This window comes from Lysinibacillus sp. Bpr_S20 (genome assembly GCF_023337835.1).
In the GTDB taxonomy this organism is placed as follows: Bacteria; Bacillota; Bacilli; order Bacillales_A; family Planococcaceae; genus Lysinibacillus.
The window spans coordinates 51,804-77,437 of sequence record NZ_JALNLQ010000007.1; the positions used below are offsets into that span (position 1 = coordinate 51,804).

Consider the following 25,634-nt stretch of genomic DNA (forward strand, 5'->3'; position numbering starts at 1 on the left):
TCCTACTTTTTATAAGCGTTGAATTTCATGTGCACCAAACATTTACTGCTCGATATCCCAATTTAGGTTTAATATATTTTTTAATCTGTTAACCTGATCTTCACCAATTGTATTAACCAATTGTTTTTCTATTTCTGCTTTACAATATTGATTTTTTTCAAAGCAACTGTCACCAAATTCTGTCATACGAATAGCTTTATGTTTTTTACTATGTTCGACACTCGTAACTGTCACCAACCCTTTAACTTCCAAACTCTTTATTATTTTATGGGTTGCTTGTCTTGAAAAATTAACATTTTTAGCAACTTCTGAAATCGTCAATTGTTTTTTATAAACCCTCTTCAAAATATACCATTCTGAATTTGAAATATTAATATCGTTATGCTTATTCCACTTCTCTTCCGCAAGTTTTCGAAGTAGTTCGTGACGTTCGCTCAACAAATCAATGACATCTCGATTCTGCAATTCGTCCTTCAACTAGTTCACCTTCATTTCCTATTTTTCGTTATTAATATACAAAAAACAGCACCAATCGTCAACTTAGTTGACAAAAACCATATAATAGCTTACAATTAATTTAGTCAACTTAGTTGACAATACAGTTTGTTGGAGGGGAAATACATGTACAACGTTGGCGATGTAGTCATATACTCATCACATGGACTTTGTTCTATTGAAGATATTTGTGAACAAACCTTTAACGACATTACTAAATCTTATTACGTTTTACAGCCACTAAATGAACCACAACTAATTATTCGTACCCCTATTGACAATTCCAAAAAACAGCTTAGAGATATTATTAAAAAAGAAGAAGCCCTCAGTATTTTACATTCATTCACATCCCCTGGTGTGGAATGGATTGAACAAAATACACATCGAATGAGATTTCATTTAGACATCATTAAATCTGGCAATCGCCAAAAACAAGCAAATCTTTTAAACACATTGCTACGAAAAAAGCGCGAATATAAGACACTTGAAAAAAAATTCCCTAACCAGGAAGAGAAATTATTACAATCTTTACAGGATACTATCTTTTCAGAGTTTTCCGTAGCTCTTAATAAATCATCCGATGAAATTTATGAATATGTTTTAACACAACTTCACTAATTGTGATATTAATAAAGCCACGATTAGAAAATAATCGTGGCCTGTTTCTTATTTAAAAAGAAATATAAAAAGGTTCTGCCTCGTTGTTTAAGCAATGTAATAATTCGTTTTTAAAATCTTCATTTTCTATTAATACTAAAGCCTCTTCTACGTCAAAAAAACCAACCTCTAAACTTTCACAACTCGTTTGTAATTCACCGCCAATAGAAGTTCCTAACCACCACATAGTACAAACACTATGTTTTATTTCTTGCGAAACACCGCAAAATTTTAGAATTTCGATTTCAATTCCAGTTTCCTCTTTAACTTCCCTAATAACTGTTTCTATAAATGTTTCATTTTTTTCTACACAGCCACCTGGTAATTCCCATCCTCTATTAGGATCTTTTTTTAAAAGTAATTGATTTTGCTGATTTAAAATAACAGCACCTGACGTTACGGTAAATTTGCAAATGTTTGATCAGCTCCTCCGCTATTAAATAACACCCATTTCTGTTATTATAATACAAAATATGATTCGTATATTGCTTAGCCAATTTTATTAACCATATTTGCAGGCATTTTTGCGGTTTATGATTCAATTAGAAGAGTAAACAATAATATTCTTGAACAGACTGAAGAAATTAAGAAGTTACGCGAGGAATTGAAGCATAGTAAGAAAAATTAGTTTCTCTTTATCAATTATTAGGGCTATCAATGCTCCGCACTCTTTCTCTTTACAATACATATTCACCCCGTACTGAAGGCATTAAAGAAAAGCGCGGTAATTCAAGAATTTAATATTAAGGTGGGACAAATAATGGGAGATTGGATCGTTCAAATAATAATGCTTTTTATATTATTAGCTATGATTTATGGCGTTTATTATGCTATTCGATTAACTATCTCGATTGTAAAAAAATATAAAGATGATATTTAAATCAATGGTGCAATTTTGAAAATGTGATAGCCAGAACAATAATAAATTTTTTCGTAGCAATGCACCATCAATAGTAAATCTGGAGGAGCAATTATGCAGAAGCACCGGGTATTATGCTCCTCATTTCATCCTTTTTAGTATCATATTTCGTGTTCGAACCCCTCCCACCTTTTAGAAGTTAAAACATTCGGACTTTTTTTGCTACATACATTACCATACTGATTGTTATGAGAAATAAAAATGTAAACTTCTTCGTCATTTCTGGATCTTCTGGTAGAGGAGGCAAAAAGATAATAATATGCGGCCAAGGCATACCAGATTTCCCCAACGTGACTACCTCAATCACTGTATAAATAAAGATAATAGCTAAAGTCACTTCGACACTCTTCATCACAAAAAGCAGGGCAAGTCCAGCGAACATATAAAACAATAGTAATATAGGTAAATGCGCTACCGTAATATAATCAAAAATAGCCACTCCTCCTTTAATAAAAATAAGGAGTAACAAGCTCATCATCAATAGACTATAGAGAATTACGTAACGAGCAATATCATAGAGAAACCATTTGCGATAATAAGGAAACAACGTATCCTCTGCGCCATGCTCCAATAACTCGCTATACCGATAAACTAAATGCCAAGAGCAAAATGGCAGAAAGATTCCTTGTACAATGATAAAATGCGTATAATAATCTTCTTCGATGGACGCATAGAACAGAATCCCTAGTAAGGCTACCGCCCACATAATAAACGGTACATAAAACGCACCTTTCATACTTTTTCTATCAAATGCAAACAATAGCTTACTATTTTCCATCGCCTACACCTCGTACAACTGCTAAATAGCCTTCCATTAAACGAGGAATTACCCGAGGCTGATCCAGAGCTTCCGTTGAAAAGATGCGTACTTTTAAATGCTGTTCTTCCTCATTAATTTGTGTAATATCCTGTGTCATTAATAGTTCGCTTAACTCCTTCGCTTGAACATTCATGCTATATACATACCCATCCGCTTGCTGTTTTAATTCCTCAGGTGTTCCCTCAAAACGTAGCTGCCCTTGTGTTAAGATGCCAATTTTTGTACAAAGAAATTCAATATCCTCAACGATATGTGAAGAAATAACAACCGTATGCTGTTTCCCTAGCTCTAGTAGTAAGTTACGAAAGCGAATCCGTTCTTCAATATCAAGCCCCGCAGTCGGCTCATCAAACAATAAAATAGATGGCTTCCTCATTAATAATTGAGCAATACCAACTCTTCTTCGCATCCCTCCTGATAGCTCATTCATCTTTTTATGATGCTGCCCACTTAAATTCACGATAGCTAACGCTTCTTCAATTTGCTGTTGTCGCTCGCTTTTTTTAGAAATGCCTTGTAAAACCGCGATATGATTGAGGGCTTCATATACTGAATTTTCAGGATAAATCATAAAATCCTGTGGTAAATAACCGATAAATGTATTCGGGGCAATGTAGCTGGCATTACGATGAACATAGGGTTTATCGTCAATACTAATCGAACCAGCAGTCAATGTTTGCAATCCTGCTAATATTTTCATTAAGGTCGTCTTCCCTGCCCCATTTGGACCAATTAAGCCATAAACGCCTTCAACCATTAATGAAATATCATTTAATATATTGCGCTTCTTAATCGTTTTTGTTAGATGTTCAATTTCTAACTTCATTTTGAAGAACCTCCCGTACAAGTTGTTCAATTTTCTGCCAGTTATTCTGAACCTGCTCGATTTTAGCAAACCATGTACTTAATAGCCGATTTTGTAGTTCCTCATCTGCTTGCAACACCTGACTATAGACAAAATCAGCAGATTGTTGATCTGTAGCCGATAACTCATAATAGTTGACTGATTTTAGTTGGATTAATTCAAATCCAGCTTGGGCGATTTTATGACGCATTGATAAGATAATACTTGTTAACTCTTGCCATTCTTCCGCCATAGCTGGATTACCCAATTGCTGATTCATATGGGCAAATGCCAGCTTACTAGGTAGTAAATAGGCTGTACTATCTATCGAATCTATCGCATAGAGAGAATCTGTTGGGTATAATAAAAAATGATCATGCCATTGTACAGTACCCCCACCTGATTGAAATACAAGCATGTCTGGCAAAGACCTGCTGGAGGGAATCGACATACTGCATAATCGGTTCGTCACTTCTTTTTGGATACCAGCCTACTGTAGCTGGTAATAGCCAGCGATTTCGGTGCACTTTGGCAAAATATTGACTCGTTAATGTATAGTCAAAGGTTAAGGCGGTTGTTGTCGGTTTGATGTTGACGCTCACCATATCTCCTTGTCTCTGAAAAGTCTGTTCCTGCCCGTGCTCATCTACAATACGTTGAATTGGAAAGGCATGATGTAATTGAAAGGTCGGTGTTGTTGTTTGCACCTGCTCCAATGCAATCGTTGTTGATAGCTGATTTTCTGTATCTTCGATTTTAATCGTATACTGAGCGATATGATAGCGTAAATCGGCTAGTGATCCAGTATAATTCTCGTAATAGGCATTTTCAGCCTGTTCATCCGCATAGTTAAAAGCCCTTGAATCCTCAAGCGTCATCTGATAAATACTCCCTATAGCTAGCACACCCACTAGAAAAAAAGCCACCGCAGTAGCTATACGTTGTTTGCGTATAGTGCTATAGCGCAGTAAACTAATTAAAAGCAATAAGACAGATAGAAATATCCAACTAATCCCTTTCCATACCGTTCCTAATGAATAACTATAGCCAATATACGATTGATAAACCTGATAGATACTCATTGTAGAAAGGTACAAAAAACTGCGCCAGTCATCAGACTGAATTTGCCGAATATAATCCGAGAAAATTTCTGTATTCATAGGACCTAATAACAGCCAAATCATTAGTAAAATGGCAAAGCTTATTTTATGCTTACCTACCATACTAGCGACCACCACTCCAATCGCTAAACTAATGAAGGTCGGTAGCCAACAATAGAGAAGTATAAATAGACCAGACTCTAGATAAAAGCTCGACCATGGGACTGAAACGGCTTTATAAAAGCCCCAAACAAACAGTGTTTGTATAAGAAAAAAGATACCTTGAATACTCATATGTACAAATGCCATGGCCGCTATTTTCTGACATAAAATACGATATGCATCTACAAAATACCGTTCAATGCTAAAGGTACGCTCCTCTGCAAATAGGCGATAAAAATAAACTGCATAAACTAAAAAAAGCATCTGTTGTGCTGTAAAAAAAATACTCAACACATTTCCATTATCTATCATATTTGATCGTTTATATAAACCAATATATTGAACGACTAGCAGGAGCATATAGACAAGCAGAGTACCCATATAAAATTTACTGGTTACTAGTCGCTTACTATAAAACATGACTAAATTCATCAAACGGCTCATCACATCTGTCCTTTCTTCATATAATAGAAGAGGCTGGAACATAACTAATTAGCTCTTCGCGAAAACTATATTAGAAAACCCGAACAATAGCAAAACACCGTATGAGTGTCTTGCAAATTTGTTCGGGTTTTACGTTAGCTAAAATACTTTTATCCCAGACTCTTTGATTTAATTGACTGTAACCCTAGCAGTACCTGAGATTTGTTTTGTGTTTGCTTGCGTATTTGCCTGTGCATAATACTTAGTTCCGCTTTTTGCTGTAAAAGTTGTTGTTTTTTCTGTCCCTGGATTTGCGATTAAACTAGCAACAATGGAACTACCATTTTTAGCATAGCCCTGTACATAAAACGTTGGTCCTGATGATGTTACTGTCAAAGTACCACTCGACCCAGAAGCTGTTACGTCACTTCCAGTTGCACTTGAACTACCTACAGGTATGTACGCCGTAGATGTTCCCCCTGCATAGGCTGAACCAGCAACGCCTAACATAATGGCGAATGCACCACATTTAAGTAGTTTATTCAGTTTACCCTTTTTCTTACAAATTAGCATATTCCACCCTTACTTTCAAGGGTGCATCCTATAGAAATTGGGAATCTTCATAGTTATTGCAATATGGTTTAACTGATGAAAGTACATTTGACTATCTACTTATAAGTGCCAACAGCTGTACATTTCTTCTTTTTAAGTCCAACAAAAAAGCCTCCTCAATTTGTTATGTTTTCACAACATAAAAATCAAAAAGGCTTTGTAGTTACATTTCTAAAAGCATCACTTTGGTCTTGCGCTTACACATTTATCAATTTCAAGTGTTAGTTACAACCCTCATTCAGCATTTAGAAAATTTATGTTTAATCACAAATCTCAGGTGTGCCTTCACGTTTTGCCGTTTTGAAAGACGTGCCACAGCCACATGATGCGATAGCATTCGGATTGTCGATTGTGAAGCCTCCGCCCATTAGCGATTGCTTATAGTCAATTTTTGTCCCCATTAAAATCGGCGCATCTTCACGGGAAACAAGAATTGTTAAACCATGCTGTACATCTTCAAAATCATCTTCTGTCTTCTCTTTATCAAAATGCATACCGTATGATAGGCCACTGCATCCGCCACCATTAACAACTACACGTAAAAACGAACCTCGCTCTTCATTGTGCTCCATCATTTCATTAATATGAAAGACAGCCGCTTCAGTAACTTCAATTACTTGCTTACTTGTCATCCCAATCACCTTCCTTCTTATTTAATATCATATCAATTTTGACTATTGTATGACAAATATTCAGCTCCAACAGGATTTTGGTTCAATTTCTATGGAGCTGCTGCTGGGCGACTCCTTGGGCTTACCCGATCACTTCTGGGACTTACCCGATCACTTCCCAGGAAGCTTTGCTCTGCGTGAAAGCGAAGCGTCAGCGAAAAAGCACTCAACCGGAACAGAAATCAACCCTCTAACCAGAATTGCAGTAAAAAGTTCTAATTTTTTCACATTTTTGGTATTTTTTATCCACGTTTATAAAATTTATATTGGTATAATAGTTATAATCAGTCGATGAAAGAGGTATAAATTATGGAGATTTCACCTTATTACGAGAAAAAAATTCAATGTCTTCATTGCAAAAAAGAATTTCCAACATTAAAAGTACGCTCTAAATTCATTAAAGTAGATCACACAGAAACAGATTTTCATCCTATCTATGCGGATGGTGTCAATGCCCTTTATTATAATGTATTTGTTTGTGAGCATTGCGGATTTTCATTTACAGAAGACTTTTCAAAGTATTTCGCCCCTGGCACTCAAGATGAAATTCGTACGCAAATTACAGAAAAATGGGTACATCATGATTTTAAGGGAGAACGTACTGTATTCCAAGCGATACAAGCTTATAAATTAGCGTTCCTTTGCGGTACGATTAAAAAAGAAAAATTTGTTGCTATCGCTGGGCTTACATTACGTCTTGCATGGCTATATCGTTCGCTAAAAAACGAAGGCCAAGAGAAACGTTTTATGACAATGGCCCGAGACTACTATATGGAATCTTATTCAACTGAGGATTACAGCTCAACGCAAATGTCAGACGTACGAATTATGTATATGATTGCAGAGCTATCAAGAAGAATCGGTGATTTGGAAAATGCTACACGCTTCTTTTCAAAGGTCATTGAAAAGCAAAGTATTGGCGGAGAAGCAAAGGTCATTGATATGGCCAAGGAACAATGGGCTATTATTCGAAAAGAAAAAGAACAAGCTCGCCATAGTTAAGAAAAAAAGTTCTAGCCTGAATGTATCGGCTAGAACTTTTTTAGTCGTCTTAGAATACTTGCTCTACTTCAATAATACCTGGTACTTCTTCTAATAATGCGCGCTCGATACCAGCTTTAAGTGTAATTGTTGAACTTGGGCAACTACCACATGCACCTAATAAACGTAATTTTACAATGCCATCTTCTACATCTACTAATTCACAGTCTCCACCGTCACGTAGTAAGAATGGGCGTAATTTATCTAATACCTCTTGAACTTGTTCGTTAATTGTTGCTTCTGCCATTTGTCTCGACTCCTTTCCTTATAATGATTATAATGTTAGCAACAGAAAAAATCCAATATAGAATCACGGGGAGTGGAAATGAAATGGGACAAACGAAACCAAAGATTGAAATTTACGGAACAGCGGTAATCTGCGCAAGTTGTGTCAACGCGCCTTCTTCAAAGGATACATATGAATGGCTTCAAGCAGCCATCGATCGAAAATATCCAAACCAAGGATATGATATTCGCTATATCGATATTGAAGGACCAATTGAGAATGAGCGCGATCAGGATTATGCTACACGCATTCAAGAGGATGAATTTTTTTATCCACTTGTCCTTTTAAATGATGAAGTGGTGGGCGAAGGCTATGTACAATTAAAGCCTATATTTACTGCTCTTGAAAATTTAGGTTTCATACCTGACGAAACCGTTTAAAAGAAATAAAAGGGATTGTTTCAAAATTACATTTCGAAACAATCCCTTTTCAAACATTTTCCACTAATTAATCATTTTGACGTTTGTAGTACCATAATAATCCTGATTTCATTAAGCGTGCGATACGTCCTGTTACTGTTGTATCTGCTAAATAAACGAAGCCTTGTTTTTTACCAAGAGCTCCCATGAAACCTTTTAATTTAATATCAGGCATTTTCTCAGGTAAGTTTTCGCCTTTCCAACGCATGCGAAGGACTTTGACGATTTGTTCTGCTTGTTCCTCAGCTAATTGCGCTGTTGGTGGTAATTCTGAAGCAGCACAGTCACCTACAACGTATACATGCTCATCATCAAGAAGATTGAAATATTGTGTTACAAGAGGACGCCCTTGTTTATCTTTCTCAACTTCTAAATCACGAACGATTTTGACAGGCTGTACACCAGCAGTCCATACAACAGTATCAAGTACAATTTCTTCTTCGTGATTATAAATTTTACCTTGTTCAATTTTTGTAATATTTGAATTGGCAATGACTTCAACGTTATGTTTTACAAACCAGTCTTTTACATATTTACTTAGCTTTTCTGGGAAGTCCTTTAGAATACGTGGACCACGGTCGAATAGCTTTATTTTTAAATCTGATCGGCTTTCACGTAATTCACTTGCAAGCTCAATACCACTTAAGCCAGCTCCTACAATTCCGACTGTAGAGCCAGCTGGTAAACCACAAAGTGCTTGGAATGTTGAACGTGATTTCGCCATTGTCTGAATGCTATATGTGTATTCAGCGGCACCTGGTACCCCATGATATTTATCCTCACAGCCAAGACCAATGACTAAATCATCATATTCAATACGTTGTCCATCTTCTAAAATGACTACTTTTTCCGTACGATTAATTTCAACAACTTCTCCATATACAGCTGATAAACGTTCATGTTCTGGGAAGCATACACGAATTTCTTTATCTGTTGCAGTCCCTGCTGCCAATGCGTAAAATTCTGTTTTCAAACTATGGAAAGGGGCTCTGTCTACTAACACGATTTCAGTGTCTAATGGAACGTTTGGTAATAATCGAAGCATAAGACGCATATTGCCGTAGCCGCCACCTAAAAGTACTAATTTACCCATAATAGTCTCCTTTTATATCTCTTATATTAATTGTTCACAAAGTATCCACAAATGAGTATAACCGATTGTGAGAAGTTTCACAATATCAGAATGCAATTTTGTGAAAGATTTCACAAAATGAATGATATCTCGCTTTTTTCAAACGATTTTTGAATCATTTGAACTTCTATAAACTGTCACTATTGTGCAAATTTTCCTTAAATACCGTTTCCTTTTCTTCACTTTTGCAAAGATTATTTTACTTCTTTCATTCAGTACAAGCGACAGATATAGATGTCTTCCAATCATAAAGGTAGTGAGATGAATATAGGTTTAAGTCACTTTTCAGCCAGCGTTCAAACATCAGTTGAAAACCTTTGAGTATTTGCTTTCTCAAGGGTCAATTCAAATGATTGACGAATGTTTTAAAAGCGGGTAGCATTACTTTGGTGAGGTGACTTATATGAATCCAATGGTTGAATTTTGTATAAGTAATTTGGCAAATGGCTCTCAAAAAACTTATGAAACACTTGAGCGTGATCCGAACATAGACGTTTTGGAATATGGCTGCCTTAGTTACTGTACAAAATGTTCAGAATCATTTTATGCAATCGTCAATGGTGAACTAGTTGAGGCTGATTCTCCTGAAGAGTTGACGAAAGCAATTTATCAATTTATCGAAGAAAATCCGTTATGGTAATGAGGGTGTAATACCTCATTCATATAATGATGAAACACTTACTACTAAATTTGAACATATAAAAAGGATGTTATGCCAAAAAAATCGACATAAGCATCCTTTTTTTATGTTTGAGCTATATATTTGAACGAATCAATTATGCCTCGGCCATTAAAGCTTCTACAACATAGGTAGGTTGCTGCTCTTTCTGGAGCACAGCCTTTGTTGGTGTAACACCTGTGTTTACATGGATTGTGTCACAGCCAAAATGAATCCCACACATAATATCTGTGTCATAATTATCGCCAATCATCACCATTTCATCTTTCGTAAAGCCATGCTCTTTCGCAATGACTTCAAGCATTGCAGGTGATGGTTTACCGATATAAATTGGCTCAACGTCTGCAACCTCACCTACTAGTCGGGCAAATGACCCATTACCCGGGAGAAATCCATGTTCTGTCGGGAATTTAATATCTTGATTCGTTGCTATAAATGTCGCACCATTTTGCACGGCAAGCGTCGCCTTCGCAAGTGCCATATAATCTAGATTTCGATCAATCCCCATAACAAATACCTCTGGCTCATCCACGATAGGTTCAATGCCTTCATTAAATAATGCTTTACGAATACCATCAGAACCTAACATGGCTACTTTTTTGCCTGGGAAATTCACGGCTACATATTTTGCTGTAACTAATGCACTAGAGTAAATATGCTCTAACGGTGCAATCACTCCGATAGCGTTTAAAGCTTCTTGCAGCTGCTCTCTTGTCTTAGAAGAATTGTTTGTTACGTAAAATGGCTCAATCCCTGCTTGTTGTAACCGATGAATAAAAGTAATGGCAGAAGGAATGCCATCCTTTCCACGGTACACGGTTCCATCTAAATCAAAGCAATAGGCCTTGTAGGTCTTCATTGATGATCCTCTGGTAAAAATGCTGAAACAGGGCCGAGTTCATTTGTTAAATAACTATTCACAGCTGGTGAGAATTGTTTTAATGCTGGTAACGTTGTTGTTAACACATGAACAACTTCCTGAACATCTACATCTGTGAATTCACGAACAAGCATTTTACGTAAGCCAACAACTGCTTTCAACGGCGCTTCCATTTCAGTAGATACGACTTTTTCATCGATTAAAATATCAATAATATCCTCATAGCTTCCTGGATCACGCATAATGAAGCCGTCAATCATTAAATTTCCTACATCCATCATTGACTCCATCACATTGTGACCAATTCGCTCAAGTGCTAATTTCTTCATATCGTTTTCTAGCCAGCTATCTTCTGACTCTAAAATTGCTAATAGTCCATCTAAGTATTGTAAATTTTTTGTGATTTTATTACGATCTACAAAATACACAAGGAAAGCCCCCATTCAAATCTTTAAAAGTTGATAGTCATTTCTCTTCTATAGTACCATATCTATAGGACTGGAAGGAGATTAAAAGATGGAACGTTTTTTTTTATATGATGATGTAGAAGATACGAAAACACGCTTTGTAAGTTTTGCAGGGAATAAGTTACGTTATGATTTAGCCATTTTGCAATCGGGTCGTTTCTTTGGAAAAGTGCTTGTCATGGATATTCAATTTGGACGCTTTGCAATAATTGGTCCAGATGATGTAGAAGAACCTGGCTATCTTGAACACGTATACAATCGTACAGAGGAAGATACCGTCGAGCTACGAGAATATTTACGTGAATTATTGAATTAACACCCTTTAAATTGGGTGTTTTTTTGTGCCTGCAATATAGCAATTAAGAATTTAATACAAAAAAATTCCGCTTTTCTTCGGACACAGTGTTCTACTTTGCGTACTATGCAACAGAAGATTAGCGAAATTTTTTTGTAAGTATCTTAAATCTAAATCGAAAAGCAATGTATTGTGCCCCTACTTTTCATTATTCAATTTAGAAGGAGTATCTTTATTGTGAGGCTTGTCTTTGTTTTCATTGTCGTTTTGTTTTTTGGCTTGTTGATTTTGCCCAATTACGGCTAAGTCATCAACACTAATATCAAAGCCAAATCCATATTCTTCTCGATCTAATGACTTTTTATTTTCTTTAGTCAAATTAATCACCTCCAATAAATAAATTATCCTTTTTCACATAATTTATACGCTTTTTCTTTTCTTCAACAGTACTAGCGTTATGCTGTGGCATCTTTAATAATCCAATCAGCAGCACTAATTAAATCTGGAAAAACTGCATCTGCCAGCGGATCTTTTGCGCCTAAAAATACTCCTTTAGTTCCTGCTCGTTTACCTGCGATAATATCTGTATCCGTATCTCCCACCATGTAGGAGTTTGCCAAGTCTATATTATATTTTTCACCGAGGTCAACGATAAGTTTACTATTGGGCTTACGGCAGGCACAGCCCGACTTTGGTTTATGGGGACAATATACGACTTCGTGAATAATGGCCCCTTCCTTCTTCAATTCTTTTACCATATGCTCATGTATTTTTTGTAGCTGCGTTTCTTTCATAAACCCCAATCCAACGCCACCTTGATTGGTTACTACAAATATATAGTCGAAGTATTTATTCAATTTTTTTATAGCTTTCGAAACATGCGGCAGGAAATAGAGGTCTTTAGGTTTGTTGACAAATTTAACGCGATTCGTTAACACTTCATTGATGACCCCATCACGATCCAAAAATACAGCTTTTTTCATCTAAACAACACACACCTTTAATATAAAATAAGTAGGTTAGTATAATAGCCAATATACATCTCCATAGCGTGGGGTTGATTTCCGTTCCGGCTAGGCGCTTTCCTGGGGGCGTCCGATGAGCCGCTTCACTCGCGTTGCTCGCTCCAGGGTCTCATCTGTGACGCTAATCCCCAAGGAGTCGCCAGCCTCCACTCCAATCAACTTTTATTAAGGGAATACTTTTACCAAGTGTTATCCCAACTTTGGTGAAAAGCCAAAAATAAAACATTTTTTATCATTCACTTTTATTATTACCAAATTTAAAAAACCTATCACTACAAAGTAAAAAACCTGATGCAAATTGCACCAGGTTTTTTACGTTTTATTCTGCTATTTGTTCATTCTCAACAAGCTTTGTCACTTCATTATCTTCACTTACTACAGCTTCTGGCTGTTGAGTAGATTTACCGGATTTTCGCAAGACGAAATATGCACAGCCAAAATTACAATACTCATATAAGTAATCTTGTAGTGTACTAATCTTCGTATCGAAAGAGGCTTTCTGATTTTTATCGTCAAAAAAACCTTTTAAGCGTAATTGACTATAGCCCCAATCGCCGACAATATAATCATATCTGGCTAAAATATCTGAGTATCGTTCCTGGAATACTTCCTCTTGAAAAGCTTCTTTATAATCTTCAATAAGCTCGTATTCATATCCTTCAATATTGATCAAAGTGGCACCGCCTTCTATTTCAACATTCGTTCTTACTGTTCTGCTTGTAGTTGACGTTCTTTTGTTGCTTCGTTAACTTGTTCATCAGCATGATAACTACTACGTACAAGTGGGCCTGCTTCACAATGTTTAAATCCTTTTTCCATTGCGATTTTGCGCAATTTACCAAACTCTATTGGAGAATAATACTTTTTAACAGGCAAATGCTTTTTCGTCGGCTGTAAATATTGACCAATTGTCATAATATCTACGTCGTTAGCTCGTAAATCGTCCATTACTTCTATAATTTCTTCTTCTGTTTCACCTAAACCAATCATTAAAGATGACTTCGTAGGGATGTCTGGCTGCATTTCTTTTGCCAAACGAAGAAATTCTAATGAACGCTCATACTTTGCACGAGCTCGAACTCTTGGCGTTAAGCGGCGCACTGTTTCAATATTATGATTTAAAATATCTGGTTTCGCATCCATTAAAATTTGAAGATTCTCTTGCAAACCACCTAAATCGGACGGTAAAACTTCAATCGATGTAAACGGACTTTTACGACGAATCGCACGCACTGTTTCAGCTAATACTTGTGCCCCGCCATCCTTTAAATCATCACGCGCTACCATTGTAATAACAACGTGCTTCAAATTCATAATTGCTACAGAATCTGCTACTCGTTCTGGCTCAGCTAGGTCTAATTCATTTGGTAAGCCTGTTTTAACAGCACAGAAACGGCAAGCACGCGTACAAACAGATCCAAGGATCATCATTGTTGCTGTACGTCGTTCACCCCAACATTCATGAATATTAGGACAGCGTGCTTCCTCACATACTGTATGCAGATTTTTTTCACGCATGAGCTTCTTTAGCCCTTTATATTCATCATTTGTGTTTAATTTAATTTTTAACCAATCTGGTTTTCTTAAATATTCTTCTTTTTCCTTGCTTGTAGGTTTACAAGATGTCATACGGATATCGCCCCTATCAAAAATGTGCTGTTTTAATATTACTATCTTCACTGTTGTCAATGTAACATAATAAATGAACTCCAACAACTATCATAATTAATTTTGCCTCGGCAAAATTGCGTCCGGAATCGGTCGGAGGCTTTGAGCCAACGTGATGTTGGTCACTCAGTCGTTGCCACAGGACGTGGCGTTCTTAGACTGAGTTCCTATATTTCAGTGGGTGTTTGGAAACGTGTATCTGTCGCTTTCAGGATAAAGAACATTCGCTGAAAGAAGGCAAACATTTCTACTTTTTAGGAGAGATAGGTACTTGAATTGAAGGTGCCTCTTTACTACCATTTGAATAAACATCTGGAACTTTCCCCCTTACAAAGCCTATCGCCACCGGAATATCCTGAGTAACTGTTGTAGTTTTACTAGCAAAAGGGACAATAATTTGCACATTTACCTCTATATGAACCCCTATCTCCATGTATATGCTATTAATACCATATTCTTTTATTGAGGAAGTAACTTCACTATGCACATTACCAATGACATGAAAGCGTATCGGAATTTTAGGTCCTAAGTTCCCAATTAAAGGGATATTAGCTGCCTGACTCAACGGCATATAAAAAACTACCCCATTCCCTTCATTAATCTTGTTATAATCATAATCAACATTATCAAGATTTGGTAAATGCGACAGTTCCCCTTGCTCTGCTTGCTCTAAATACAATTTTACTTGATTGACCGTTTCTGTTCGAACTCGATTAATCGTTTCTGTATTAATTTTCAAATCATCATGATTGCCAGGAGATACTTCTACAAGAATATCATTAACATCCATAACACTTGATGTACGCGAATCAATCGCTTTACTCACAACGGAAGATGCAATCTTAGCCGTTTGTATTTCTGCATAATCTAAGTATGTCGGCATAAGCTTCTCATTTAAATAATAAATAAATAAAAAAACACCGATAATCATTAACACAACTACTAGGGTTAATTTATTCAACCGACTGCCCTTTTTTCTATAGTTACCATAATTACTATATGATCGTAATTTCATCCTTTTTCGAGGGAAAAACAAAAAAATCTCCTCCTGTTCCATAAAATATGAACAGGAGAAGATTTTTATTCGATTTTCGATGGTCCAACATAATCCGATTCAACGCTTTCAATGAATACGGTTGGGTAGTCCACTAAATTAATTTCGTATGTAGCTGTCAATAGTTGATTTTGCTCTTCAAAAATACGAATCCACGGTAATGCAGCATTCAATGTATTTTGTCTTGATACAATACCTCGACGTCCATCCGATAATTTCAAAATAACACCGTTAGGATAATGGACAACTGATTTTTTCAACGCTTGCACAATACGTGCATCGTATATAGTTCCAGCGCCTGCTTCTAGAATTGCCAGGCCCTGAGAAGGTAGCATTTTTTCACGATATACACGACTTGTAGTCACTGCATCAAAAACGTCTGCTACCCCAATAATTTTGGCAAATGGATGGATTTCAAAATCAACTAAGCCTCGGGGATAGCCACTCCCATCAATCCGTTCATGATGTTGGAAGGCACAATGTGCAACAATCAATGATATAGAATGTAAATTACGTAACAAATCAAACCCATATCGAGTATGCTGCTTCATTGTTTCAAATTCCTCACACGTAAGGCGGCCAGGTTTTGTCAAAATTTCTTTCGGCACCATAATCTTACCTATATCATGTAACAAAGCACCAATTCCAATTAAACGTAAATCCTCCGCTGAATAGCCAAGCTCTTTAGCAATCGCTATCGAATATAACGTAACTTGAAAAGAATGTTGATATAAATATTCATCAAATAAATACGCATCTGTTAATATTGTTAGAATTTCATCATTACCTCTTACCGCCAATAGTAACTCATCGACAATTGTAACAATTGCTTTTGATTGTTGGTCAAGCACATAAGAGGCATTTAATGGATTTAAACCATTGATTGATTGGAAAGAAGCTTTAATGGTTGAAATTGCTTTATTTCGAATAACGGTTGGAACTGTTTCCTGTACCTCAATTCCCTCAGAAATTTTATCGTCAATATATAAATAATGCATATTTAATTGTTGAAGTCTCTGAATGATCCGTTCATTAATGACAACATCTTTCTTTAAAAGAGGGTGCCCCGCTTCATTCCAAATGGTTCTTGCTAATACCATTCCTTCTTTTAATACATCGATTGAAATTAACCGCATGACCTTTTCCCCAATCCATTCTAAAAGCGTTTTAACGACTATTACTTAAAGAAATTTTTGCCCATAATCTATCATAATGTTTCGCAAAAATTCTGGTAGAATATATTTTTTCTTAGCATATTTAAAACTTGGATAAAAATAACCGAATGTAAACAAATCAAGGGTTACTAATTTATAGCTTCGATCATTATCTGCAAGCTTCCCATTGATAAGTAATTGGCGATCTTCATTCATTGAAAAGCCATAAGTTAACATCTTCCCAAAAATAACGCCTCTAAACCCTAATCCTTTTAGCTCAATATACGGCCATTCTTCGTTTTTAGATTGCAGAAAAATTTCTTTCATTTCAGCAACTGTCAATTCAATCGTACATAAATTGATAGGATGTGGGAAAATTCGATGTAAATCTAATGCAGTCACTGTTCCCTTTGGTAAACCATCTAAAAAAATACCCGCATTAAACAACGCACAATCCGCTCCACTTTTCTCTAAAATGGCACGCGCGAATAAATCGGATAACTGTGAATAATGGAACCATTCCTTATTGTACGATTTTTCTGTTGTAAATACTGGAATATCAAGTAATCGATTGCCTTCTTTTTCTAATGATTCAACGATTTCATTTTCATTTTTAATCGTAGGCAAATCTTTATTATGAATTAAAGTATCCTTTTTTTCAACAATTCCTCTAGATTTTGTATCATATTCTAACATAAGATGGCCAGTATATTGCCCAAATTTCCCTCCACCTGTCAACAAAACGCCATTAATGAGCTTTCCATTAGGGAGAACATGATGTGTATGGGAGCCGAATATAACATCTATTTCAGGGCATTCCTCAGCTAAAAGCTCGTCCTCTGTTATCCCTAAATGAGACAAACAAACTATAATATCTACTTCTTCACGAAGCTGATGTGCTAAGCGAATGAGTGTGCTTCGTGCTTCATCTATCTCCCAGTTTAATTCCTTATAATATACTTCAAACATAGCAGTCGCTGCGATCACTGCAATCTTTGTGCCATAATCAGTTGTTAGTATAACATATGGCTTCATCCACGCAGGATTTGTTTCATGTGAAGCATTGACATTGGCAACTACTACGTCAAAAGTTGCTTCATCATACAAATGGTACAGCTCTTCATGGGACAATGTAATACCTTCATTATTACCAATTGTCACTACGTCGTAGCCTGCTTCATTCAATAACCTCACATTGCCCTTACCGACCGTTGCTTCTGTATAAATATCTGAACGATCCAAATGATCACCAACATCAAATAAATAGCTTGTTTCCCCCATAATTGTAAGCTTAGTACGCGTTTCTTTCACATAGCTTACCATTCGTGGCCAATACTTAAAATGACTGTGCAAATCATTCGTGTGAAAAATATGAATTTTTTCCAGCAATTAAGCCACCTCTTCTTTAAAATAGCTTCCTTTTCTATCAGACCTTCGTCAGTATAAAGTCATCACCAAAAATTATGGATGACATTTGAGTATATCTTGTATATAAGGAGGCTCGGCGCCCCCAGTTGGAAATCAACCACACGTTTTGATGCGTATCCTCAATATTACAATAATCCCTCAATAATAGAGCGAATTCCTAATAATAATAAAATAACTCGAAGTGCTACTACAAGCGTATCTGATTTAATTCTTTTATTTAATGCTGCCCCAAGCTTTGCTCCAATATATGCGCCTGGAATAACAGGAATCGTATAAAGCCATGGTACATGTCCTAAATAAATATGACTCGCTGAATTAACAAGAGACGATAAAAATACCATGAACATCGATGTTGCTACGGCAACGTGTGGTGGGAATAAAAATAAAATAATCATAGCAGGCACGATCATCGAACCCCCACCGATACCAAATAATCCAGAGGCAAAGCCAATCGCAAATGTTAATGTAATGGCAAACCAAATTGGATACCCATATACAAAAGTATTTCCTTCTTTGTCTTCAAATTCCTGTTGCATACCATTTTTTACAAACCATTCTACAGGTTTCAATCGATCACGCACAAGTAATATCGTCGCTAAAATAATGAGTAAAATACCAAAATACAAATTAAATGATGGTAAATCGAGCCCCTTATTTACCCATGCGCCCAGCATTGTTCCAGGAATACTCCCTATAAAAAATATGAAACCACTTTTATAATCAACTGTTTTAGATTTCATATAGCTTAACGTAGAGGCAAGCCCCGTGAAAATCATCATGACAACAGATAAACCAACCACTTTTTGAGGAGTGATATCTGGAATCATCCCTAGATTTAGCCCCACAAATAATGTTGCTGGAACTAAAATAACTCCGCCGCCAAGCCCAACCAACGAGCCAATTACCCCAGATAATAATGCAATGATAACTAAAAGAATAAATTCCATTAAAGTTCCCCTTCAAACATGTTTAATTGTTTAGGCGCTAACCCTTCATCCCTAATCGCTAAAATTCCTTGTAATTCCTTGGCGTTTTTCGCGGCATGTAGTCCTGAATTATTATTAAATAATACATATAGATCCTGTACTTCTGACTGGAGTTCTTTTATGTGCTCCCCGATCTGCTGCAATTCTTCATTATTATAATCATATAAAAAACGAACCTTCCGCCAATTTTCGGCATTGCCAGTATTGCGCCAACCATGAATATTACGTCCATGAATACGTATAAGTGACTTCGTCGCAGTTACGGTAGGATAAAATGGTACAGAACCAACACCAGCCTGCGGTTCATCACAAATTGTATGAATAAATTGATGCTCTCGTAAAAAATCCATCGTTTGTTGCACGACATTGTCCGCATACCATGTTCGATTACGAAACTCAATCGCTACGTCAAAGCTTTTAAGCTGCTGTCTAATATACAATAGATACTGTACATTTTTAGTCTGACAATCAAACCATGGTGGAAATTGCGCTAGTACCATCGCTAGCTTCCCATGGCGTTTAAATTCATTTGCACATTCGATAAAGGCATTAAACATGTCATTCTTCGAGTCAAACGGTATATCACCACGTAAATGCCCAGTCATTCCTTGATAGGTCTTCACAACAAAACGAAAATTTTCGGGTGTGTCCTCACACCATTTTCGAACATTCTCTATAGAAGGTATTGCATAAAACGAAGTATCAACTTCAACCGTTAAAAAATGGCCTGTATAATCGAATAATTTGTCTTTCGAGGCAGTCACTCCACTATAAAGTGAAGGGTGATCACCCCAACCAGTTAATCCAACTATAATCATGTGACTCCCTCCTCTATGTACAATATCATAGCACACACTTTCTAACGAAATATGAACGTATCGTAAAAAACATATCTCATAAACAAGGCAAAATTGCACATTACCATAATTTACCTTTATAATAAAATTTAGGATTATTATTAAAGCGTGGGGTTGATTTCCGTTCCGGCTGGGCGCTTTGTTGCTGTCGCTTCGCTTTCGCTACAGAAAACATTTGTTGCTGACGCTGCGCTTTCGCTACAGAGCAAAGCTTCCTGGGGGCGTCCGATGAGCCGCTTGGGCCAACACGATGTTGGTCACGAAGGCGTTATCACAGGACGTGATGGTCTTAGCCTTCGTTCCCCTATTTGCTCGCTCCAGGGTCTCGGGCCAACAGATGTTTTTTGCGCGAAAGCGTAGTGTTAACGCAGCGACAGCAGCATGATGTTGGTCACGAAGGCGTTATCACAGGATGTGATGTTCTTAGCCTTCGTTCCCCTATCGCTAATCCCCAAGGAGTCGCCCAGCCTCCACTCCAATCAACTTATACGCATAATATACGTTTTTATAAATGTCATTCTTAACTTTGGTGATGAGTCAATTTAACGTGAAGGGGATTTGATTGAGATGATTATTGAGCTAAAGCAAAATGAATTTTACAGGTGTAAAAGGTTACTAAATGAGGAAGGGCAATTAGAAGTAAAAGCGATAGTAGAGGGAGTGAATCCTGGGCGAATTTTTGTTGATCAAATCGAGACTCCTCAATCAGCACTTATTTGGTTAGGCAACAATGATGGATTTTTATTTATAGGGAATGAAAAAAATGAACAGTTTAATAATCAGATAAATGGTTTTGTTGATCGAGTAATTGTACCTGAAGCGAAGAAAGTGGGGTTACATTACTTTGAAGGCATTGGTAATCATCCAGAGTGGAATCAAACGATTGAAAACATATTTAAACATCGTGAACTTGGTAGTTGGAAGCAAAGAGTATATAAGCTTCATAAAGAAAACTATAAAGCCAATAGCGAGCCAGATATTAAAGAAGATTACACTGTTTTAAAAATCGATAACGCTCTATTTAACGATAACGTAATTAAAAATCCTGAATTTTTACATTCAAAAATTCTTTCGTTTTGGTCTTCTGTTGAGTGTTTCTTGAGTAAAGGGCTCGGATACTGTATCGTTTACGATCATCACATTGTTAGTCTTTGTTTTTCAGGCTTTGTCGTTGAAAATGTCCACTGTATTGACATTGAAACATTAGATGCTCATCAAGGAAATAAATTAGCCCAAAAGTTAGCTCACTACTTTGTAAAAGATTGTTTAGCACAAGATTCGATTCCATATTGGGATTGTATGGACTCAAACAAACCATCTATCGCTGTAGCAGAAAATATAGCATTTACTAATGTTTTTAACTATGTAGGATACGAGTTTTCATTTGACTAATATGTTAAAACCCGGTTAAGTGTATTACGTCCACTTAACCGGGTTTATTTGCGTCACTTTATTTAATTAATAAAACTTCACTACATCTTCAAAAGGTAAAGAAGTTTTTTCTCCTGGTTGTTCATTTGGTTCACCAAATGGCATTTGTGCTACTAAGCTCCATTCTGCAGGGATATTCCAAGTTTCTTTAACTTCCTCGTCAATAATTGGATTATAGTGCTGAAGAGATGCGCCAATTCCTTCTGTAGTTAAAGACATCCATGTTGCGTATTGTAACATTGCATTTCCTTGATGTGACCAGAATGGGAATTGCTCTTTATAAGAAGGAGCATTTTCTTGCATTTGTTTGATTGTTGCTTGGTTTTCAAAGAACAAGATTGTTCCTACACCATCTTTAAATCCTTGTAAACGCTCTTCAGTCGCTGCAAAATTTTCAGCCGGTACACGCGCACGTATTGTTTCTTTCACAATATCCCAAAACTTTTCATGTTCATGATCCATTAAAACAACGACACGGCCACTTTGCATATTAAATGAAGATGGTGCATGTACACTGATTTTTAATAATTCTTCAATTTTTTCTTTCGTAATCGCATCATTCTTTTTCACCTTACGGATTGAACGACGATTAATAATTGCTTCTTTTAAATTTGTTGTTACTGACATTTGTATTTCCTCCGAATTTAATTAATTATATATAGACTTTTACATGTAGCTTCATTTTACACGCTACTGTTTCAATCTAAATTTACCTTCTTTACTAGCGAATTCTTGGATCATTTCATCACCAATAATTAATGTAGGAACAGCGATTGTAAAACGACTGCTAATTTTAATCTTCATCGCCCTTACCTGTAACCATTATAGTTACAACACAGAAAGAAGTCAATTATTTTAAAAAAAAGAAATAACATCACAAAAAGTGATCTGCAGTTTGTTGACCTCCTTTCATTATAATAAGACTACAAATACTACCTATATAACGTTATAATTTCTATAATATAGGCCATTCTCTAATAAAATCCCTTCTTGCCTTACTTAAGTTGATCTATTTGTTTAAAACCTTAATGTAATCTTCCTGAAGCTTTAATATTCTAACATTCTAATAATAAAGAAATGGGGACGCATATGTTTATTCTTATTGGTTTGGTTATCTTCATCCTAATCATTCTCATACTATGGCTACTACCATTGAAATATCAAAAAATTGAATGGATTGAAATGAACGCACAAATTATCGAAAGTGATTTTTCACACCGAACAGTCGGCCATGAGATTACATATGCCAAAGGAGAATCTCAGCGTAGAGTGAAGTTAACAGTACAATTTACCTCTTTACAAAATAAACCAATCACAGTCACAGGCAAAGTGTGGACATATACAAAAAATCGCTCTTTTTTTGAGGAGGGCCAATGGGTGACGATTTTATATAATAAAAAGAAACCTCAACAGTTTAAGCTTAAATATCGAGTATAGAAAAAGGCAAAGGGGTACTGTATTGTTCTGAAATGACTTTTCACAATTACCTATACACAAAGCATAAGATAAGGTGATGGATCAATTATGCCTCGACATAATTGCGTCTCGAATCAGCTGAAATAAAAGGAGGACAATGATGTATCCAAATCAATACTATTATCATTATGCTCCACAGCATAATAGTACTTTTCCTATGCTAAATGATGCTCCACTTGCAAATGATATTCAGAAAGCAATTAACGGTGAATATAGTGCTGTTGTTTGTTATGAGAAATTAGCTAAGATGGCACCTACTGAAGATGAAAAGAATAGAATACTTGAGATACAAAAAGATGAAATACGCCATCTCGAGGAATTTAGCAAAATTTATACGAATTTAACAGGAAGAAATCCTTCTTATCAAATAATCGAGGAATGCCCGGACAACTATAGAGCCGGAATAGAGTTTGCTTTTAAAGATGAACAAGAAACCGTTGATTTTTATTTAGATATAGCAGACAAAGCAAATGATCCAATGATTAAAGAAAGATTTCGACGTGCAGCAGCGGACGAGCAAAATCACGCTGTATGGTTTTTGTTTTTTTTTCAAAAAGCCCGGACATAACACATAAGCAAACTCAAAATTACGGTCATCCTGAACTATTACCTGCATTGACACCCCCTCAAATGTTGGGTGAAAACTTAACTCAATCAATTTTTGATAATTTTCTAGGAAACTTTAACTTAATTAATCATACATTCGGGCATATAAATGCTTTATTACCGTTTTTTGGGCATAATTGGGTACCGTTTTCTAATGATGAATCGCAGTTAGTCGTAACAAACTCAGAAAACAATAAAATAGCCTATGCGACTAGAAGTCGTAGGGAAAAAGACAATATTTCTATGTATGAATCGTTTATGGTATTAAATATTCCAACTGATAATTTTCCAACCCTTTTTTCTCAACTTTATAACGACTCTTTGAACCACCAAAACAACATTAGGTACTTACCTTGAAGATCAAAAAGAACAGAGACGAACTTCAAAAGTTCGTCTCCTTCCATCTAAACGCTCCGTACTCTTGCTTTTTCCTCAAGAGTCTATGCAGATTATTTAATTTCTTTCCATAAAGACAATGCGAATATCCAATTTGGATCTCCATATCCTTGATAGCTTTGTACAGCTTCATACATTTTACCTTGATGCTCTACTTTATCACCTTTTGTGTATGCCTTAATTGGGCTCCATTGCTCATAAGACGCCCCTTGCTCTTTTGTAGTCACAGTGAAAACGGAACTTTTATTAGATTCATTTCCAGCTGTATCAACCGCAGTGACTGCATAGTTATATGTTGTATTTGATTGTAGATTCATGTCTTTAAAAGATGTAGTTTTCGATGTTCCAACTACAGTCATTTGTCCTGCTTGTGTCCCTCTATATATAACATAATGGTCAACTGCTACATTATCCTCTGATGCACTCCACATTAAATCTACACTTGAGGCTGTTACGCCCATCGTGTGAAGTGAAGTTGGTTGCGTTGGTGCTTCCGTGTCTGGAACTGCATTCATTGTCTCTACAGCTATAGACTCACTTTCTTTAGAAACATTTCCAGCTGCGTCCACTGCCTTTACTGTATATGTATATTTTGTATTCGCTTTTAAATTTTTATCTGTGAATGTTGTTCCCGGTACAGATCCAATTGCTTTACCATCACGGAATACTTGATATTCTTTTACACCCACATTGTCTGTAGAAGAATTCCATTTTAGCTCGACACTGTTAGCAGTGACTTTCGTAGCCTGTAATCCATTTGGCTGAGTTGGAGCTTCCTTATCCACATCCACATTATTCACTAAATTAACATCAATTACATTATAGAAAGCATTTGCAGTATTCGCTACATCCCAAACTGCTAAAATAATGTGGTAGCCACTACGATCAGTTGGTACGTTAATTGTATGAGTTAAATTAGTTGATGCTTCGGTACCATTATGTTCAATAGTTCCAATTGGCTCAAGATCAGCACGAGTTAATGGTTTATTAGGATCCCATCCCTTTTTCGTAATATAATAGTGCCATTTGCTTGTTAAATGTGATGCAGTGTACTTCCATGTAAAGGTATTCGATCCCCCTGTAATCGTATTCTTAAACCAGCGATTTACAGATTGTTGATCGAGGATGCCATCAAACTGACCTCCTGCAGATGCTATTTTACCATCAACTGGTCCACCTTGCGGAAATCCTTTTTTAGCCTCTAAGCTCTGTGGCTCGTACATAACCCTTCCACAACTCAAATTAAGCGCACCATAACTATGGCTACATAATGCAGCACGGCTAGCTGGTTTTTCTACAAACCCATGTGCAGATGCATTTGGTGCCATTGCAATCCCCATAATTCCAGCCGCTAATACGGCAGCACTTAATCCCTTTTTACGTTTACTTAATTTTGTAAAGTTCATATAAGTAGTCTCCTTCTCATGAAAAATGTATTTCTACTCGTATGATAGCTACGGATTGAAAATTAAGCAAACTATGTATGAATATGCTAAAAGTTACATTACATTGTTATGTTTTGTCGCAAAATATATATATAAATAGCTCTAAATATAATAAACATTTTATAATTAAGTACCTTTTCACTTAAAAGAACTATATATTTTGATAAAGTGTTCATAAAATATTCAAATTAAAGTTTGTCGATTCA

Annotated in this window: 32 protein-coding genes; 9 read left to right on the forward strand and 23 right to left on the reverse strand. The window is 36.2% G+C overall.

The window, feature by feature from the left end; genetic code table 11:
* Positions 1-42 precede the first annotated feature (42 nt).
* On the reverse strand, positions 43-477 hold the full coding sequence (locus MWJ95_RS16900) for a MarR family winged helix-turn-helix transcriptional regulator (protein WP_249075095.1): 435 nt from the start codon (positions 475-477) through the stop codon (positions 43-45).
* A gap of 144 nt (positions 478-621) precedes the next feature.
* Here MWJ95_RS16900 and MWJ95_RS16905 point away from each other — a divergent pair, with 144 nt between their 5' ends.
* On the forward strand, positions 622-1,113 hold the full coding sequence (locus MWJ95_RS16905) for a CarD family transcriptional regulator (protein ID WP_249075094.1): 492 nt from the start codon (positions 622-624) through the stop codon (positions 1,111-1,113).
* Between the two features lie 52 nt (positions 1,114-1,165).
* On the opposite strand, the gene MWJ95_RS16910 is transcribed toward MWJ95_RS16905, so the two are convergent.
* The 7 genes from MWJ95_RS16910 to MWJ95_RS16940 form a co-directional block, all read right to left on the reverse strand.
* Positions 1,166-1,567, reverse strand: coding sequence for an NUDIX hydrolase (locus MWJ95_RS16910; protein WP_249075131.1), 402 nt, complete (start codon positions 1,565-1,567; stop codon positions 1,166-1,168).
* A 643-nt stretch (positions 1,568-2,210) separates the two neighbouring features.
* Entirely contained in the window at positions 2,211-2,849 is a 639-nt protein-coding gene (locus MWJ95_RS16915; protein WP_249075093.1) for a hypothetical protein, read from the reverse strand.
* The gene (locus MWJ95_RS16920) at positions 2,839-3,717 is read right to left on the reverse strand and encodes an ATP-binding cassette domain-containing protein (protein ID WP_249106784.1); all 879 of its coding nucleotides are present in this window, start codon (positions 3,715-3,717) and stop codon (positions 2,839-2,841) included. Before MWJ95_RS16920 ends, MWJ95_RS16915 begins: the two co-directional genes overlap by 11 nt.
* The gene (locus MWJ95_RS16925; protein WP_249106785.1) at positions 3,701-4,153 is read right to left on the reverse strand and encodes a hypothetical protein; all 453 of its coding nucleotides are present in this window, start codon (positions 4,151-4,153) and stop codon (positions 3,701-3,703) included. The genes MWJ95_RS16920 and MWJ95_RS16925 overlap by 17 nt, the downstream gene beginning before the upstream one ends.
* Complete coding sequence (locus tag MWJ95_RS16930; RefSeq protein WP_249106786.1) at positions 4,110-5,441, reverse strand: hypothetical protein; 1,332 nt, start codon at positions 5,439-5,441, stop codon at positions 4,110-4,112. The genes MWJ95_RS16925 and MWJ95_RS16930 overlap by 44 nt, the downstream gene beginning before the upstream one ends.
* Positions 5,442-5,609: 168 nt before the next feature.
* The gene (locus tag MWJ95_RS16935; protein ID WP_249106787.1) at positions 5,610-5,993 is read right to left on the reverse strand and encodes a hypothetical protein; all 384 of its coding nucleotides are present in this window, start codon (positions 5,991-5,993) and stop codon (positions 5,610-5,612) included.
* A 299-nt stretch (positions 5,994-6,292) separates the two neighbouring features.
* On the reverse strand, positions 6,293-6,664 hold the full coding sequence (locus MWJ95_RS16940) for a HesB/IscA family protein (protein WP_249075089.1): 372 nt from the start codon (positions 6,662-6,664) through the stop codon (positions 6,293-6,295).
* Between the two features lie 348 nt (positions 6,665-7,012).
* Between MWJ95_RS16940 and MWJ95_RS16945 the strand changes: the two genes are divergently transcribed.
* Positions 7,013-7,705 (forward strand): DUF2225 domain-containing protein, encoded by a 693-nt coding sequence (locus MWJ95_RS16945; protein WP_249075088.1) that lies wholly within the window; start codon positions 7,013-7,015, stop codon positions 7,703-7,705.
* Between the two features lie 49 nt (positions 7,706-7,754).
* On the opposite strand, the gene MWJ95_RS16950 is transcribed toward MWJ95_RS16945, so the two are convergent.
* A complete protein-coding gene (locus MWJ95_RS16950; RefSeq protein ID WP_249075087.1) occupies positions 7,755-7,991 on the reverse strand; it encodes a NifU family protein in 237 nt (78 codons plus the stop codon).
* A gap of 83 nt (positions 7,992-8,074) precedes the next feature.
* On the opposite strand from MWJ95_RS16950, the gene MWJ95_RS16955 reads away from it, so the two are divergent.
* Complete coding sequence (locus tag MWJ95_RS16955) at positions 8,075-8,410, forward strand: YuzD family protein (protein ID WP_249075086.1); 336 nt, start codon at positions 8,075-8,077, stop codon at positions 8,408-8,410.
* A 67-nt stretch (positions 8,411-8,477) separates the two neighbouring features.
* Here MWJ95_RS16955 and MWJ95_RS16960 read toward each other — a convergent pair whose 3' ends face one another.
* Positions 8,478-9,542 carry an NAD(P)/FAD-dependent oxidoreductase gene (locus tag MWJ95_RS16960; protein ID WP_249075085.1) on the reverse strand — a complete coding sequence of 355 codons (1,065 nt, stop codon included), beginning with the start codon at positions 9,540-9,542 and terminating at the stop codon, positions 8,478-8,480.
* Between the two features lie 442 nt (positions 9,543-9,984).
* On the opposite strand from MWJ95_RS16960, the gene MWJ95_RS16965 reads away from it, so the two are divergent.
* Positions 9,985-10,221, forward strand: a complete 237-nt coding sequence (locus tag MWJ95_RS16965) for a YuzB family protein (protein WP_249075084.1) — start codon at positions 9,985-9,987, stop codon at positions 10,219-10,221.
* Positions 10,222-10,357: 136 nt separating this feature from the next.
* On the opposite strand, the gene MWJ95_RS16970 is transcribed toward MWJ95_RS16965, so the two are convergent.
* Together MWJ95_RS16970 and MWJ95_RS16975 are read right to left on the reverse strand one after the other, a co-directional pair.
* The gene (locus tag MWJ95_RS16970; RefSeq protein ID WP_249075083.1) at positions 10,358-11,119 is read right to left on the reverse strand and encodes a TIGR01457 family HAD-type hydrolase; all 762 of its coding nucleotides are present in this window, start codon (positions 11,117-11,119) and stop codon (positions 10,358-10,360) included.
* Positions 11,116-11,568 carry a DUF86 domain-containing protein gene (locus MWJ95_RS16975; RefSeq protein ID WP_249075082.1) on the reverse strand — a complete coding sequence of 151 codons (453 nt, stop codon included), beginning with the start codon at positions 11,566-11,568 and terminating at the stop codon, positions 11,116-11,118. Before MWJ95_RS16975 ends, MWJ95_RS16970 begins: the two co-directional genes overlap by 4 nt.
* An 88-nt stretch (positions 11,569-11,656) precedes the next feature.
* Here MWJ95_RS16975 and MWJ95_RS16980 point away from each other — a divergent pair, with 88 nt between their 5' ends.
* On the forward strand, positions 11,657-11,923 hold the full coding sequence (locus MWJ95_RS16980; RefSeq protein WP_068985326.1) for a DUF3055 domain-containing protein: 267 nt from the start codon (positions 11,657-11,659) through the stop codon (positions 11,921-11,923).
* Positions 11,924-12,100: 177 nt separating this feature from the next.
* Here MWJ95_RS16980 and MWJ95_RS16985 read toward each other — a convergent pair whose 3' ends face one another.
* From MWJ95_RS16985 to MWJ95_RS17025, 9 genes are all read right to left on the reverse strand, one after another.
* A complete protein-coding gene (locus tag MWJ95_RS16985; RefSeq protein ID WP_308221940.1) occupies positions 12,101-12,295 on the reverse strand; it encodes a hypothetical protein in 195 nt (64 codons plus the stop codon).
* 62 nt (positions 12,296-12,357) lie between these two features.
* Entirely contained in the window at positions 12,358-12,885 is a 528-nt protein-coding gene (locus MWJ95_RS16990; RefSeq protein WP_249106788.1) for a D-glycero-alpha-D-manno-heptose-1,7-bisphosphate 7-phosphatase, read from the reverse strand.
* 361 nt (positions 12,886-13,246) lie between these two features.
* Positions 13,247-13,600 carry a YutD family protein gene (locus tag MWJ95_RS16995; RefSeq protein WP_249075080.1) on the reverse strand — a complete coding sequence of 118 codons (354 nt, stop codon included), beginning with the start codon at positions 13,598-13,600 and terminating at the stop codon, positions 13,247-13,249.
* Between the two features lie 32 nt (positions 13,601-13,632).
* Positions 13,633-14,556 carry a lipoyl synthase gene (gene lipA / locus MWJ95_RS17000; protein WP_249075079.1) on the reverse strand — a complete coding sequence of 308 codons (924 nt, stop codon included), beginning with the start codon at positions 14,554-14,556 and terminating at the stop codon, positions 13,633-13,635.
* Positions 14,557-14,842: 286 nt separating this feature from the next.
* Complete coding sequence (yunB, locus tag MWJ95_RS17005) at positions 14,843-15,652, reverse strand: sporulation protein YunB (protein ID WP_481817358.1); 810 nt, start codon at positions 15,650-15,652, stop codon at positions 14,843-14,845.
* Positions 15,653-15,675: 23 nt separating this feature from the next.
* Positions 15,676-16,785 carry an HD-GYP domain-containing protein gene (locus MWJ95_RS17010; RefSeq protein ID WP_249075077.1) on the reverse strand — a complete coding sequence of 370 codons (1,110 nt, stop codon included), beginning with the start codon at positions 16,783-16,785 and terminating at the stop codon, positions 15,676-15,678.
* 45 nt (positions 16,786-16,830) lie between these two features.
* A complete protein-coding gene (locus tag MWJ95_RS17015) occupies positions 16,831-18,192 on the reverse strand; it encodes a bifunctional metallophosphatase/5'-nucleotidase (protein WP_249106790.1) in 1,362 nt (453 codons plus the stop codon).
* A 164-nt stretch (positions 18,193-18,356) separates the two neighbouring features.
* A complete protein-coding gene (locus MWJ95_RS17020) occupies positions 18,357-19,178 on the reverse strand; it encodes a sulfite exporter TauE/SafE family protein (RefSeq protein WP_249075075.1) in 822 nt (273 codons plus the stop codon).
* A complete protein-coding gene (locus tag MWJ95_RS17025) occupies positions 19,178-20,035 on the reverse strand; it encodes a DUF72 domain-containing protein (protein ID WP_249106791.1) in 858 nt (285 codons plus the stop codon). Before MWJ95_RS17025 ends, MWJ95_RS17020 begins: the two co-directional genes overlap by 1 nt.
* Positions 20,036-20,302: 267 nt before the next feature.
* Here MWJ95_RS17025 and MWJ95_RS24530 point away from each other — a divergent pair, with 267 nt between their 5' ends.
* Positions 20,303-20,434: a hypothetical protein gene (locus MWJ95_RS24530; protein WP_283175771.1), complete on the forward strand. Its 132-nt coding sequence runs from the start codon at positions 20,303-20,305 to the stop codon at positions 20,432-20,434.
* A 207-nt stretch (positions 20,435-20,641) separates the two neighbouring features.
* Entirely contained in the window at positions 20,642-21,466 is an 825-nt protein-coding gene (locus MWJ95_RS17030) for a GNAT family N-acetyltransferase (protein WP_249106792.1), read from the forward strand.
* A 66-nt stretch (positions 21,467-21,532) separates the two neighbouring features.
* Here MWJ95_RS17030 and MWJ95_RS17035 read toward each other — a convergent pair whose 3' ends face one another.
* Positions 21,533-22,132, reverse strand: a complete 600-nt coding sequence (locus tag MWJ95_RS17035) for a nitroreductase family protein (protein WP_249106793.1) — start codon at positions 22,130-22,132, stop codon at positions 21,533-21,535.
* A gap of 462 nt (positions 22,133-22,594) precedes the next feature.
* Between MWJ95_RS17035 and MWJ95_RS17040 the strand changes: the two genes are divergently transcribed.
* Complete coding sequence (locus MWJ95_RS17040; RefSeq protein WP_249075071.1) at positions 22,595-22,942, forward strand: DUF3592 domain-containing protein; 348 nt, start codon at positions 22,595-22,597, stop codon at positions 22,940-22,942.
* A gap of 136 nt (positions 22,943-23,078) precedes the next feature.
* The gene (locus MWJ95_RS17045; protein WP_249106794.1) at positions 23,079-23,549 is read left to right on the forward strand and encodes a ferritin-like domain-containing protein; all 471 of its coding nucleotides are present in this window, start codon (positions 23,079-23,081) and stop codon (positions 23,547-23,549) included.
* A gap of 487 nt (positions 23,550-24,036) precedes the next feature.
* Here the strand turns inward: MWJ95_RS17045 and MWJ95_RS17050 are convergent, their stop codons facing one another.
* Positions 24,037-25,389, reverse strand: coding sequence for a lytic polysaccharide monooxygenase (locus tag MWJ95_RS17050; protein ID WP_249106795.1), 1,353 nt, complete (start codon positions 25,387-25,389; stop codon positions 24,037-24,039).
* Positions 25,390-25,634: the final 245 nt, after the last annotated feature.